Origin of the sequence: Marilutibacter aestuarii, assembly GCF_006546775.1 — a bacterium.
GTDB classification, from domain to species: domain Bacteria; phylum Pseudomonadota; class Gammaproteobacteria; order Xanthomonadales; family Xanthomonadaceae; genus Marilutibacter; species Marilutibacter aestuarii.
On sequence record NZ_VICE01000135.1, the window covers coordinates 1 to 13,603 of the forward strand.

A 13,603-nucleotide genomic window follows, 5' to 3' on the forward strand; every position below is an offset into this window, starting at 1 on the left:
CCGCGCCGGGCGCCAGATAGTACGCCCCGGCCCGCGGGCTGCCCGCGCAGGCCGGCTCCTGTCGCTCGAACACCCAGCCGCCACTCGCGCCGACGGCGTTGATAGCCAGGCGGTCGATCCCCTCCCAGCGCAGGTGCAGGGCGCTGGTTTCATCCACGCCGATGCCCCAGCGCGCGCCGGTGTCGGCGAGCAGTCGCACCAGGCGGGCCTCCCGGCCCCGCTCGGAGAAGTGGGTGTCGACGACAAGCCCGGGGGCCAGTCCCAATCCACCGCCGGGCCAGTACGTGAAAGCGTCCTCGTCGAGACCGCCCACGCAATCGCCTGCGGCCGAACAGCCCGGCCTCGGCGGGGGCGATGCCTGCGCCCCCTGTCGCAAGGCCTGTTCCGGCGACCCGTTGCTGAGCATGGGTCCGCCGGATTGCACCGCGCTGCCCGCGCTGGTACCCCCGACCACCACGTCCCCCGAGGCCACCCGTGCGCGCAGCGCACGCAGCCAGGCGTTGGGCCGGTCGTCGTCGTCGAAGAACGCCTCGCGCAGTTTCCACTGGTCGCCGCCGGCGAAGAAGATGCCATCGATGCGGTCGGGCAGGCTGCCCAGCGAGCCTGGATCGGCACAGGCGTCGGCCTGCTGGGCGACGAGGTCGGGATAGACACGCGCACGGCCCGGCAGGCGCAACCGCTCGATGCGCAGGCGCGGCAACGCCGCGCATCCACGTCCCTCGAGCACGGCGGCCTCCAGCGCGCTGTCGACCGGCCACCACTGCGCGGTCCCACCCGCCTGGCGCACGGCATCGAGATAGAAGTCGACCGGATCGAACGGATCGAAGGCCGAGGCCGTGACCACCGCGATCCGGGGCCTGCCCCCGTCCGCGCGGTCGCGCGCCGCCTCCACGAAGGCCTTCATCACCGCCGCGCCATGGGGGGAGCGGCCATCGTCCAGTCCGGTGGCCTCGCGCAGGCGTCGGCCGGTTTCGTCCCGCTGGGGTTGCTCCAGCGCTGCCATCAGGCCGCTGCGCCAGTCGTCGTCGAGCCGGGTCCAGGGCGCGTCGGCGTCGCCGGAAGCGCACCGACGGACGCGCGAGCCGGTGACGCAGCGTGAGGCCAAGGCCTCGCGCAACGTCGCTGCATCCACGTGCCGGCTGCCGAGTGCTGTCGCGGCGTCGTCGAGCACCGCCGCGATGGCCGCCCGCCTCGCCGGAGCGCCGAAGTCCAGCGCCAACGCTTCTTCGCGGCCGCTGGCGTCCAGGCCGTAGCGTGCGGGCCCGCGCTGGTTCGGCCCGGTGACCCGCCCGGGGTGGAGGCAGGCATCCGGCGACAGGCTGCTGCACAGGTCCAGGGCGCCGCCCGCCATGATCAGTTCGCGCGGATGCACGGTGATGTCGTTCGCCGGCTTCGCAGCACCCGCCTGCGGGCCCGCGGGCGTACTGGAACAGCCTGCGGCCAGGAGCAGCAGCAACGGCAGGATTCGAGAAGGGTCCGGAGGAATTCGCATGGGCCGATGCTGCGGGTTCCACGACCGCGACTCAAGACCGCTTGACGCATCCGCCCCGCCGGCAGTAAGAATACGTCGGGGTCACGGATGGGCATCATGCCAAAACCGCAGCACTACATCCGCCATATCTGCCGAACCTTCTACCTCAGCGAATGGTGGGACGAATAATCCCGCGCGCCTGACTGTCCGGTCCAACCAGACCGTTCGCCCGCATCGCGGGCACGACCACGTCAATTCCGCCCGGTCCGCGCCCCTGTCGCGGCGGGCTGTTCGCATGGGGACAATCATGATCCGCAACACGCCTCTTGCCGCGGCGATCTCGCTGCTGCTCGCCGCTTCTCCCGTTCTCGCACAGCAGGGTGCCACCGTCGGGAAGACGGTCGAACCCGACGCCACGGCCAACGCAACCGAACTCGACACGGTCGTCGTGACCGGCTCCAACCTCAAGGGCATCGACCTGGAGGGCGCGCAGCCGGTCGTGGTGTTCGATGCCCAGGACATCCGCGAACTCGGCGCCAACACGGTCTCCGACCTGCTCAAGAACGTCACGGAAGCCGGTGGCGGCACCGGCAACTTCACCACCGCCAATTCCGGCGCGCTGCAGGCCGATTCGCCGGTCGGCAGTGCGGGCGCGTCGCTGCGCGGCCTGGGCACCGCTTCCACGCTGACGCTCGTCAATGGCCGCCGCATCGCGGTCTCGTCGTTCGCCAACGGTTCCGAGAACTTCGTCGACATCAATGCCATCCCGCTCGCCGCCGTCGAGCGCGTCGAGATCCTGACCACCGGCGCCTCGGCCATCTATGGCGCCGATGCCGTGGCCGGCGTCGTCAACCTGATCCTGAGGAGCGATTTCGAGGGTCTTCGCCTCGCGGCCAGCTACGGCGACTCGACCCGCGATACCGACGAGAGCCGCACCGACCTCAGCCTGGTCTACGGCCACCAGGGCGAGCGGGTGCGGGCCATGGCGATCCTCGATGCCTACCAGCGCAACGCGCTCTACGACCGCGACCGATCGATCTCCGCGACCGAACCGCGCCCCTCGCAGCAGGGCGTCTACCCGAGCTTCAACGACCTCGACCTGTCGCGGGACGACGTGGTCGAGGCCGGCTGTCCCGCCGACCAGTTCGGCATCGGCCGCTTCGGCGAATACTGCGCGCTCAACCGCAACGCCTTCACCGCGACCGATCCGGAGATCCGCCAGCTGGGCGGCTATGGCACGCTCGAAGTCGACCTGACGCAGTCGTTGCGCTACTTCGGCGAACTGGCCCTGCAGCACAACACGTCCAGCGCCGATTCCTCCCCCGCGCCATGGTCGGAGGAACTGATCGACTTCGATCATCCGGGCATGCCGGCCGAGCTGCGCCAGCGACTGCTGGACGGCGACTACGTGATCGATGGCCTCATCCTCGGGCTCGGCCGCTTTCCCGATGCGCGCAGGATCGAGGTCACGACCGACAACTGGCGCTGGTTGAACGGTCTGCGGGGCGAATTGGGCGACTGGAGCTGGGAGACCGCCCTGACGGCGTCGCGCAGCGAATCCGAGCAGCGAGCGGTGGCCGGCATCTACAACGTCGACCGCATCCGTGCGGGCCTGCTGGGCGAGTTGTGCGCCGACGGCGGCACGGACTGTGCGCCGGATGGCGGAGGCTTGTACTACGACCCCTTCAATGGCCAGGCCGGGAACAGCGCCCAGGTGCTGGACCTGGTGCGCGAACGGGTCCCCCGCGATGGCACCTCGACGCTGTACGGCTGGGACGCCAGGTTCGTCGGCGATTGGGGCCAGATCGATGGCCGTCGCATCGCGTGGGCCGTCGGCGGCGAAGCCCGGCGCGAAAAGATCGAGGATGCGCCCTCTGCACTGGCCACCATCGATCGAACGACCGGGGAGGTGCCGGTGTATGGGTTCGGCTCCACCGCGGTGGAGGCCGAGCGCACCCAATGGGCGACCTATGCAGAGACCAATCTGCCCCTGCTCGACACCCTCGACCTGCGGGTGGCGGGTCGCTACGACCATTACGACGATTTCGGCGGCGACTTCAATCCCGCCGTCGGCCTGCGCTGGCGTCCCAACGACATGCTGCTGATGAGGGGCGGGTGGAACACCTCGTTCCGGGCGCCCTCGCTGGCCCAGGTGGGCGCCGGGACCACGCTCAGTTCCGGTGCCGTGCCCTGCTCGCCCGGCAGCGAGTTCTTCGAGACCTACTGCGCGGGCTTCGAGGGCGACGACGCCTACCTGTCGGAGGTATATGGCAACCCCGACCTGAAGCCCGAGACTGCCGAGGCCTGGTACCTGGGCACGGTGTTCGCCCTGGGCCCGGGCACCACGCTGTCGATCGACTACTGGAACTTCGACCAGGAGAACCTCGTCGACATCGACGACCTCGACCTGTTCCGCCGCGCCCTCGTGGACCCGACCCTGGTCTTCAACTCGAGGCCGCGCGCGGGCGACGCGAACCAGCGCGAGCTGATGCCCGGGGTGATCGGCATCGCCACCCGCGGTGGCGAGATCGGCGACCTGGTCGACGACGTCAACCTGCAGTTGACCAATGTCGGCCGCCAGCGCACCGACGGCATCGACTTCAGCCTCGAGCAGCGGTTCGAGGAAGGACGCCATGGGCGTTTCAATGCCTATCTGGACGGTACGTGGACGCGTTCGTTCGAGCGTTCCGAGTCCTGCTCGCCCGGGTCGGTCGACGATCGGCGTGGTGCCGGTCGCTGCGGCGGCGATGGCCAGCGCCTGGTCGAGCGGGTCGGCGAATACCGCTATCCCGAATGGTTGCTCAACGCGGGCATCGGGTGGCAGCACCGGGCATGGAGCGCCCGGCTGTGGGCAAACCATGTCGACAGCTTCTACGATGACGACCAGCGCGACGGCGTGCCCGAGGGCCGCCGGGTCGCATCCTGGACGACGCTCAACCTCAACGTCGACTGGGAATTCGCCGAGCGGCACATGGTCGGGCTGAACATCCGCAACCTGGCGGACCGCGACCCCCCTGTATCGCTGGGCAGCGCGTCCAACGTGGACCTGTACAACCACAACACCCTGGGACGCTTCGTGACCCTGAACTACGTCTACCGCCACTGAGATGGCAACGCCCACTCCTGCCACGAGCCCCCCGTCGCGAGGCCCCGACACCCTGCTGATCCTGCTGGCAGTGGCGGTGGTGCTCGCGATCGTGGTGCCGTGGCTGCCGGCCGGCGTGTTCCTCCAGGGTCAGCCGGTCTCCCTGGAAAGCTTCAGGGCGGCCGGCACGGGCATACCGGTCCGGTGGTTCGCCAGCGGCGACGGGCCGGGGCTGCTCAACGTGCTCTTCGACGGCCTGACCTCGGGCGATCGCAACGGGGCGGCGGTCGGCGTGATCGCCTTCGTGCTGATCGTGGGCGGTGCATTCGGCGTCGTGCAGGCCGGCGGCGCGGTGGATCGCGGCCTGGAGCGCATGATCGCGATGACCGGCGACCGCCCGCGACTGCTGCTGTCGCTCCTGTTCGTGGCGTTCTCGCTGGGCGGTGCGGTGTTCGGCATGGGCGAGGAAACCATCGCCTTCCTCGCGTTGCTGTTGCCGCTGGTCCGGCGCCTGGGCTATCCCCCCGAGATCGCCGTGATGGCTACCTACCTGGCGAGCCAGATCGGGTTCGGCAGTTCGTGGATGAACCCGTTCAGCGTCGCGGTCGCCCAGGGCATCGCCGGTGTTCCGCTCCTGTCCGGCGCCGGCCTGCGCATGGCGATGTGGGCGGTGATGACCGCTGCCGGACTGGCGTTCATGCTCCGCTACGCCGCCCGGCATCGGCGCGACAGCGACGTCGGGATGCCGCCTGCTGCCGGACCGCACCCCCTCGGGGCTGGCGACCGGGTGGTGCTGCTGGCGGTGCTGGCGACCGTGGCCTGGATCGTCTGGGGCGTCGTCGCGGGTGGGTACTACATCGCCGAAATCGCCAGCCAGTTCTTTGCACTGGGGGTGTTCGCGGGGGTGGTGGCGGTGGTGTCGGGCCGGCTCGGCGCGAACCAGGCCACCGCAGCCTTCGTCGACGGGATGCGCCAGCTCGTGCCCTGCGCAGTGGTGATCGCCCTGGCGAAGGGCATCCTCGGACTCATGGGGGGCGCCGACCCACACCAGCCCTCGGTACTCAACACCCTGCTGTTCACCCTCGGCAGCGCGTTGCAGCACACGCCGGAGCTATGGGCCGCGGAGGGCATGCTGCTGGTGCAGGCGCTCATCAACGTGTTCGTGACCTCCGGCTCCGCCCAGGCCGCGATCACGATGCCGCTGATGGCCGGCCTCGGCGACCTGCTTGGCGTGAGCCGGCAGACCGCGGTCCTGGCCTTCCAGCTGGGCGACGGCCTGACCAACCTCGTGGTCCCGACGTCGGCGGCGATGATGGGCGCCATCGGCGTCGCGGGCTTGGGCTGGACCGACTGGTTGCGGATCATCTGGCGGCTCGAAGTCGCCCTGCTTGGCTTGGGCATGCTGTTCGTCGCCCTGGCCGTACTCACCGGATATCACTGAATGCATGAAATCATCCACATCCGAGGCGTCGACTGCCATGCACCGGCGCCGCTGGGTCGACAGGACCTGCTGGTCGCCGCCGGACGCGTGCTGGCAGTGGCGCCTTCGCTGGATCCCGGCGGCTTGGGGCATCCGGTCCGAACCGTCGATGGCGACGGCCTCCTCGCATGTCCTGGCCTGGTGGATTCGCTGGTGCATTTCGGCGGCGGTGGCGGCGAGGGTGGCTTCGCGACGCGGACCGCGCCACTGGAGCCGCGCGACGCGATCGCCGCGGGCGTGACCACCCTGGTCGGTGCGCTGGGGACCGACGACATCACCCGCAGCCACGCCGACCTGTTGGCCCATGCCCGCGCGTTGGGCGCGCATGGCCTGAGCGGGTACGTATTGACCGGGTCCTACCGGGTGCCGGTGCGCACGCTGACCGGCAGCGTGCGCGATGACCTCGTCCTCATTCCCGAGGTGATCGGTGTCGGCGAGATCGCGATCGCCGACCACCGCGGTTCGCAGCCCGGCGTCGAGGAGATGGCGCGCATCGCGGCCGACAGCCGCGTGGGGGGGATGCTCGCCGGCAAGGCCGGTACCGTCCTGGTCCACGTGGGCGATGGTGCCGAGGGCCTGGACCTGATCGAGGCCGTGGCCCGGCGCTACCCGATCCCTGCGACCCAGTGGCATCCGACCCACGTCAACCGCCACGCCGCCCTGCTCGCGCAGGGTGAACGCTGGGCACGCTCGGGCGGACGGATCGACCTCACTGCCAGCACCACGCCGGCACTGATCGAAGCGGGGGAGGTCCCGGCTGCCGAAGCGCTCGCCCGACTGCTCGCCAACGGTATCGGCAGCGACCGGATCACACTGAGCTCGGACGGCCAGGCCAGCCTGCCCCAGTTCGATGCCGCCGGCCGGCTGGTGGCCCTCGACGTGGCGCCGATTGGCAGCCTGGTCGCATGCCTGCGCGATGCAGTGCGCCTGCATGGCGTTTCCCTGGCCGATGCGCTGGCGGTGGTGACCCGAACGCCCGCCCAGGTCTGGGGCCTGGCGCGCAAGGGCCGCATCGCGCCGGGATGCGACGCCGACCTGTTGTTGCTGGATCGGGGCAACCTGGCACTACGCGCGACCGTCGCGGGCGGGCGCTACCACGCGCTGGGCTGAGGCCGGCGAGCGGTTTGGCAGCATGCCCGGGGCCTCGCATACACTTGCGGGCATGAAGATCGCCAGCTGGAACGTCAACTCGCTCAATGTCCGCCTGCCGCACCTGCAACAATGGCTCGGCGACGCCGCGCCTGACGTCGTGTGCCTGCAGGAGACCAAGCTCGAGGACAGCCGCTTCCCGGACACGGCCCTGCTCGAGCAGGGCTACCGCAGCGTGTTCTCCGGGCAGAAGACCTACAACGGCGTGGCGATCCTGTCGCGCGCACCCGCAAATGACGTGCAGGTCGGGATTCCCGGGTTCGAGGACGAGCAGAAGCGCGTGATCGCCGCGACCATCGGGGACGTGCGCATCATCAATTTGTACGTGGTCAACGGCCAGGACGTCGGCACCGACAAGTACGCCTACAAGTTGCGCTGGCTCGAGGCCGTGCAAGGCTGGGTCGCCGGGGAGCTGCAGCGCCATCCGCGCCTGGTCGTGCTGGGTGATTTCAATATCGCGCCCGACGACCGCGACGTGCACGACCCGGCGATCTGGAACGACGACCACATCCTGACCTCGACCGCCGAGCGCGATGCCCTGCGCCGGCTCTGCGCCCTGGGCCTGCACGATGCCTTCCGCCTGCACCACGAGGACGGCGGCATCTTCAGCTGGTGGGACTATCGCCAGGCCGGGTTCCGTCGCGATCGGGGGCTGCGGATCGACCTGACCCTGGTCTCCGAGGCCCTGCGCGAGGCTTGCACCGCCGCCGGGATCGACCGCGAGCCGCGCACCTGGGAGCGTCCCAGCGACCACGCCCCCGCCTGGGTGTCGTTGGGTGATTCGTGATGGGTTATTGGTGATTCGTTATTGGTGATTCGTGAAAGAAAAGGCCCGCTGGAGCGGGCCTTTTCCGTACGCATGGTCGGTGTTTCAAATCACCCACCACCCACGACGAATCCCAGCCTCAACGCGGCTTTCCGCGCCGGAACAGGTTGACGATCGCCAGCAGGACGATCGCGCCGACCAGCGAGGTCAGCAGGCCGGCCAGGCTGAAGTCGCCGCTGTTGATGCTGCTGCCGTAGCCGAGCATGCCGCCCAGCCAGCCGCCGAGGAAGGCGCCGACGATGCCGACGATGATGTTCAGGAAGATCCCCTGCTGCGCATTGGTGCGCATGATGATGCTGGCGATCCAGCCGATGATGCCGCCCACGACGAGCCAGATGAGGATGTCCATGGTCGCCTCCTGTCGGATATGGATGCGGCGCCACCCGGGCGCCGCGGTTCAAGGGTCAATGGATGACGCGCGCGTCAGCGCACGCGGCCGCGCCGGAACAGGTTGACGATCGCCAGCAGCACGATCGCGCCGATCAGGGCGGTGATCAGGTAGCCGATCCAGCCGGCGAAGTTGAGCCCGATCATCGGCAGCAGGAAGCCGCCCAGGAGGCCGCCGATGATGCCGACGACGACATTCAGGATGATGCCTTGCTGGCCGTCGGTGCGCATGATCATGCTGGCCAGCCAACCGGCAATGCCACCCACGATCAACATGATGATGAAATGCATTCGCCTCACTCCCTCGTTTGGTTTCGCGGAGCCCGCGGTGCGGGTCGGCGGCCAATGTGAAGCCGGGCACGTGATGGCGGTGTCTGGGATCTCGGGGACCGCTTCAGCTTTGTGAGGCGCCCTTCACCAGGGCGAGCAGCGCCTGCCGGGGCAGTTTGCCGGTCTCGTTGCGCGGCAATGCGGCCACGCAGCGCAGGGGGCGCGGCAGGAACACGGGGTCGACGCTGGCGCGCAGCGCGGCACCGATCGCGCGCGCGTCGATGCCCGGCGCCACCGCCAGCGCAGCGACGCGTCGGACACCGGCGGCGTCGGCCTCGTCGAGCTGGAACACGACGCCGTCGATCACGCCCGGGACCGCGAGCAGCTTGCGCGTCAGGTCGCCGAGCGAGGCGCGCTTCCCGGCGATTTCCAGCAGGTCGCTGCTGCGGCCATGCAGGATGAAGCCGTCCCCCCGCACCTCGACCAGGTCGGCCAGCACCACGGGCGCGTGCAGGTGCGGCGCCTCGACCAGGGTGCCGTCGGGCTGCGGTTGCAGGCGCACCCCGGGCAGCGGCGTCCAGGCCGTGTCGACCGCGGTCCGCCGGCGCGCGATCACGCAGGTTTCGGTCGAGCCGAACAGCTCGCGGACTTCCGCGCCGAAGCGTGCCTCCGCGGCACGCGCCAGCGCGACCGGCAAGGGCGCGGTCGCGGTGACGATGCCGGCCAGCGGCGCCAGCGCGATCCCCGATTCGACCAGTGCCCGCAGGTGCACCGGCGTGGTCACCAGCAGCGGCGGTCGCAGGGCCTCGCCGAGCGCGCGCGCGACGTCGCCGGGGAAGAAGGGCTTGCCGGTATGCACGGCGACCGGTCCGAGCAGGGGCAGCAGGACCGACATCTCCATGCCGTACATGTGCTGCGGGGGCACGGTCGCGACCAACGGCGTGATGGCGTCCGGCGCGAGCAGGTCGTCCAGCGCGGCCAGGTTCTGCGCGGTGCTCGCCAGGAAGGCGCCCCAGGTCTTCGGGTTGGCCTGTGGCTGTCCGGTGCTGCCCGAGGTGAAACCGATGGCCACGGTCGCGCCCGGGTCGATCGCCGGCAACGTGCCGACGGTCTCGTCCAGTCCTTCGAACGCCTCGTCGTCGAGGACATGGCTGTCGGGGTGCCGGCGGCGGATCTCCTCGATCACCGAGGGCGCCCGCGCCGGCGGCATGAGGGTGGCCTGGCCGCGGACGGCGGCGGCGCAGAACGCCACCAGGAAGCGGTAACGGTCCTCGCACAGGTTGATCGCATGCGCATGCGCCGGCAGGCGCGACGCCAGGGCCAGGACCTCGCGCTGGAAGTGCGCCCGGCACACGGTGGCTCCTTCGCCGAAGGCGATCGCTTGCGCCGGGTCGCCCGCCACCAGGGCGGTGGCCTGCGATGCGCCCCGTCCGGTCGTGGCGTTCAGTACGGCTGACATCATCCGGTGTTCCTGTCGCGGCGTGGCCGCATCCCCTGCCCGGTAGCTTACGCTGGAGGACCGGCCCGACACCAAATCCGGCACATACGTGACTGAACGCCCGACAGAATCGACCGCGTTGTCCCCGCCCGTGCGCTGGCACTGGTTGCCGCGCCGTGGCGAGGTCGCGGCCGAAGCGCAGGCGCGCGACTGGCTGGCCGGCCAGCTGCAGGTGCCGGCCGAGCAGCTGCAGCTGCGCCGCGATGCCTGGCGGCGCCCGCGGATCGAGGCCCCGTTCGAGCGGCACGACGTCAACTGGAGCCATAGCGGCCAGGGCCTGCTGGTGGCACTGGCCGAAGGTGGCGGCCGGGTCGGGGTCGACCTGGAATGGCAACGCCCGCGGCCGCGCGCACTGGAACTGGCCAAGCGCTACTTCACCCAGCTCGAACACGCCTGGCTCGCGGCGATGGCCGATCCGCTGGCGCGCGAACAGGCCTTCCTGCGGCTGTGGTGCGCCAAGGAAGCGGTACTCAAGGCGCACGGCCGCGGCCTGGCCTTCGGCCTGGACCGGCTGGCCTTCGTCGACGGTCCGGCCGGGCTGCGCCTGGTCGAGTGCGATCCCGCGCTGGGCCATCCGGACGCGTGGATGCTGCAGGCGCTGCAACCGGCGCCCGGCTATCTGGGTGCGCTGGCCTGGCGGCCGGACGGCCCCTGAGCGGCGCCGAACCGGTATCGTGACCGTCCCGGATTCCCCCATACCGACCGCCCCGCATGAGTGCCCCCGACGCCCTGTCCCCCGACCTGCGCCCGCGCCTGGAAGCCGGCCTGGCCGAGCTCGCGCTCGATCCCGCGCTGGCCGCGCCCTTGCTGGACTACCTGGCCCTGCTGCTGCGCTGGAACCGGGCCTACAACCTGACCGCCATCCGCGACCCGGGCGAGATGCTGGTCAAGCACCTGCTCGACTCGCTGGCGATGCATCCCCATGTGGATGCGCTGGCCGCGACCGGCGGCGAGCTGGCCGACCTCGGCACCGGCCCGGGCCTGCCCGGCATCCCGCTGGCGATCGCCAAGCCGGGCCTGCGCGTGGCGTTGGTGGAGAGCAACGGCAAGAAGGCCCGGTTCCTGCGCGAGGCGGTCCGCAAGCTGGACCTCGCGCCGCGCGTGCGCGTGCTTGAGTCGCGGATCGAGGCGGTGGACGCGCCCGGCGCCTTCGCCGCGATCACCGCGCGCGCACTGGCGACCTTGCCGCTGATCCTGGAGCTGGGCGGGCACCTGCTGGCTTCCGACGGACGGTTGCTGGCGATGAAGGGCACCGACCCGGTCGACGAGATCGCGGCGCTGCCCGCGGGCTGGGCCGTGCAGGCGCGCCATCGGCTCACCGTGCCCGGCCTGGCGGCTGAACGGCATCTGGTGGTGGTCGCGCGCGAGGCGGTCGCGGGCTGAATCGCGGCGGTCGAACCCCGGCCGTTCCCGTGGCAAGCTGGGACTGCGGGGTCGAGGCGGGCATAATCCCCAGTCCGGATCGCGCGCGGACCCGACCCCAGGGCGGTTCGCGACGCGGGGCACGGAATGCCGTCGATCCCACCATCCAAACGCCTCCAGGGGCGCCATCCGCACAGCAGGCGCTCGCGCCAGGGGAATCAGCCGCATGGCCCGCATCATCGCCATTGCCAACCAGAAGGGCGGGGTCGGCAAGACCACCACCGCCGTCAACCTGGCCGCCGGGCTGGCCCGCACGCCGAAGAAGGTGCTGCTGGTCGACCTCGATCCGCAGGGCAACGCCACCATGGGCAGCGGCGTCGACAAGCGCGAACTGGAAAGCTCGATCTGCGACGTGCTGATGGGCGAGGCCGATGCCGCCGACGTCATCGTGCGCACGGCCGAGGACTTCGACCTGTTGCCGGGCAACATCGACCTCACCGCCGCCGAGATCGAGCTGATGGAGCGCGACGGTCGCGAACAGCAGCTCAAGCGGGCGCTCGCCGGGATCACCGACCGCTACGACTACGTGCTGATCGACTGCCCGCCGGCGCTGTCGCTGCTGACCCTCAACGCCCTCACCGCGGCGGATTCGGTGGTCGTGCCGATGCAGTGCGAGTACTACGCGCTGGAAGGCATCAGCGCGCTGATGGACACCATCGACGCGATCCGCCAGCGCCTCAATCCGGCACTGGAGATCGAAGGCGTCCTGCGCACCATGTTCGACGTGCGCAACAACCTCGCCAACGCGGTATCGGCCGAGCTGACCCAGCATTTCGGCGACAAGGTCTTCCGCACCATCGTGCCGCGCAACGTGCGCCTGGCCGAAGCGCCCAGCCATGGCCAGAGCATCGTCGGCTACGACCGCGCCAGCCGCGGCGGCATCGCCTACCTGGGCCTGGCCGGCGAGGTCATCCGACGCCAGCGCGAACGCGACAAGGCCACGCCCCCCGCCAACGCGGCCCCCGCCCCGGGCGGCGCACCGGAGGTGGCGGCATGAGTGCTGCCAAGACCGCGGCGGCGAAGAAGAAGGGACTCGGCCGTGGCCTGGAGGCCCTGCTCGGCCCGAAGGGCGCGGCGCAGGCGCCGGCGCTGGAGGCCGCGCCCGGCGACGTGCTGCGCACCCTGCCGGTCGACGCCCTGACCGCCGGCAAGTACCAGCCGCGCAAGCACTGGGACGAGGACAAGCTCGACGAGCTGGCCGAATCGATCAAGGCCCAGGGCGTCATCCAGCCGATCGTGGTGCGCGAGATCGCCGAACGCGGCGGCAAGACCTACGAAATCATCGCCGGCGAGCGCCGCTGGCGCGCCAGCCAGCGCGCCGGGCTCGCCGAGATCCCGGTGGTCGTGCGCGAGGTCGACGACCGCACCGTGGTGGCGATGGCCCTGATCGAGAACATCCAGCGCGAGGACCTCAACCCGCTCGAGGAGGCGAACGCGCTGCAGCGCCTGATCGACGAGTTCGACCTGACCCACGCCCAGACCGCCGAGGCGGTGGGACGCTCGCGCGCGGCGGTGTCCAACCTGCTGCGGCTGCTGGAACTGCCGCAGGAAATCCGCGTGCTGGTCGAGACCCGCGCCCTGGAGATGGGCCATGCCCGCGCGCTGCTCACCCTCACCCCGCAGGCGGCGACCGCGCTGGCGCGGCAGGCCGCCGAACAGGGCTGGTCGGTGCGCGAGGTCGAGCACCGCGTGCAGCAGCTGGCCTCGGGCAAGGTACCGGCGTCCTCGCGCGCCCGCCCGGCCCGTCCGGCACCGCAGGCCGACATCGCCAGCCTGGAGCGCGAGCTGTCGGAATCGCTCAACACCAAGGTCAACGTGATGCACGGGCGCGGCGGCAAGGGCCGCCTGGTGATCCATTACAGCGACCTGGAGTCGCTCGACGGCGTGCTCGAGAAGCTGCGCGGCAAGGTCGACTGAGCCGCCCACCGCACCGATCGCCGTCGTGAACCCGTATCGCTACCGCGTGGCCTTGCGCGCCACCCATCCGCACGCCGACCTCGCGCCCCTGTTCGAGG

At 70.6% G+C, this 13,603-nt stretch carries 12 protein-coding genes; 8 read left to right on the plus strand and 4 right to left on the minus strand.

Annotated elements, in window-relative coordinates; translation table 11 throughout:
• The coding region (locus FKV25_RS14195; RefSeq protein WP_170218653.1) for a type 1 glutamine amidotransferase family protein at window positions 1–1,492 on the minus strand (1,492 nt) is incomplete at its 3' end.
• A 286-nt stretch (window positions 1,493–1,778) separates the two neighbouring features.
• Here FKV25_RS14195 and FKV25_RS14200 point away from each other — a divergent pair.
• From FKV25_RS14200 to xth, 4 genes are read left to right on the plus strand one after another with little or no spacing between them, the layout of a single operon-like run.
• Window positions 1,779–4,577, plus strand: coding sequence for a TonB-dependent receptor (locus tag FKV25_RS14200; protein ID WP_170218654.1), 2,799 nt, complete (start codon window positions 1,779–1,781; stop codon window positions 4,575–4,577).
• A 1-nt stretch (window position 4,578) separates the two neighbouring features.
• Window positions 4,579–5,997 carry a putative basic amino acid antiporter YfcC gene (yfcC, locus tag FKV25_RS14205; RefSeq protein ID WP_141519452.1) on the plus strand — a complete coding sequence of 473 codons (1,419 nt, stop codon included), beginning with the start codon at window positions 4,579–4,581 and terminating at the stop codon, window positions 5,995–5,997.
• Window positions 5,998–7,146, plus strand: coding sequence for a beta-aspartyl-peptidase (gene iadA / locus FKV25_RS14210; RefSeq protein WP_141519453.1), 1,149 nt, complete (start codon window positions 5,998–6,000; stop codon window positions 7,144–7,146). It begins immediately after the preceding gene.
• Between the two features lie 52 nt (window positions 7,147–7,198).
• Window positions 7,199–7,972, plus strand: coding sequence for an exodeoxyribonuclease III (xth, locus tag FKV25_RS14215; protein WP_141519454.1), 774 nt, complete (start codon window positions 7,199–7,201; stop codon window positions 7,970–7,972).
• 118 nt (window positions 7,973–8,090) lie between these two features.
• Here xth and FKV25_RS14220 read toward each other — a convergent pair whose 3' ends face one another.
• The 3 genes from FKV25_RS14220 to FKV25_RS14230 all read right to left on the minus strand — a co-directional run bounded on the left by FKV25_RS14220 (window position 8,091) and on the right by FKV25_RS14230 (window position 10,127).
• Window positions 8,091–8,360 (minus strand): GlsB/YeaQ/YmgE family stress response membrane protein, encoded by a 270-nt coding sequence (locus FKV25_RS14220; protein WP_141519455.1) that lies wholly within the window; start codon window positions 8,358–8,360, stop codon window positions 8,091–8,093.
• 74 nt (window positions 8,361–8,434) lie between these two features.
• Window positions 8,435–8,689, minus strand: a complete 255-nt coding sequence (locus FKV25_RS14225) for a GlsB/YeaQ/YmgE family stress response membrane protein (protein ID WP_141519456.1) — start codon at window positions 8,687–8,689, stop codon at window positions 8,435–8,437.
• Between the two features lie 103 nt (window positions 8,690–8,792).
• On the minus strand, window positions 8,793–10,127 hold the full coding sequence (locus FKV25_RS14230; RefSeq protein WP_170218655.1) for an AMP-binding protein: 1,335 nt from the start codon (window positions 10,125–10,127) through the stop codon (window positions 8,793–8,795).
• A 118-nt stretch (window positions 10,128–10,245) separates the two neighbouring features.
• On the opposite strand from FKV25_RS14230, the gene FKV25_RS14235 reads away from it, so the two are divergent.
• The 4 genes from FKV25_RS14235 (at window position 10,246) to FKV25_RS14250 (ending at window position 13,505) form a co-directional block, all read left to right on the plus strand.
• Window positions 10,246–10,821: a 4'-phosphopantetheinyl transferase family protein gene (locus FKV25_RS14235; protein ID WP_141519458.1), complete on the plus strand. Its 576-nt coding sequence runs from the start codon at window positions 10,246–10,248 to the stop codon at window positions 10,819–10,821.
• A gap of 56 nt (window positions 10,822–10,877) precedes the next feature.
• Window positions 10,878–11,549 (plus strand): 16S rRNA (guanine(527)-N(7))-methyltransferase RsmG, encoded by a 672-nt coding sequence (gene rsmG, locus FKV25_RS14240; RefSeq protein ID WP_141519459.1) that lies wholly within the window; start codon window positions 10,878–10,880, stop codon window positions 11,547–11,549.
• Between the two features lie 205 nt (window positions 11,550–11,754).
• Entirely contained in the window at window positions 11,755–12,585 is an 831-nt protein-coding gene (locus tag FKV25_RS14245) for a ParA family protein (RefSeq protein WP_141519460.1), read from the plus strand.
• A complete protein-coding gene (locus FKV25_RS14250; protein WP_141519461.1) occupies window positions 12,582–13,505 on the plus strand; it encodes a ParB/RepB/Spo0J family partition protein in 924 nt (307 codons plus the stop codon). The genes FKV25_RS14245 and FKV25_RS14250 overlap by 4 nt, the downstream gene beginning before the upstream one ends.
• Window positions 13,506–13,603 lie beyond the last annotated feature (98 nt).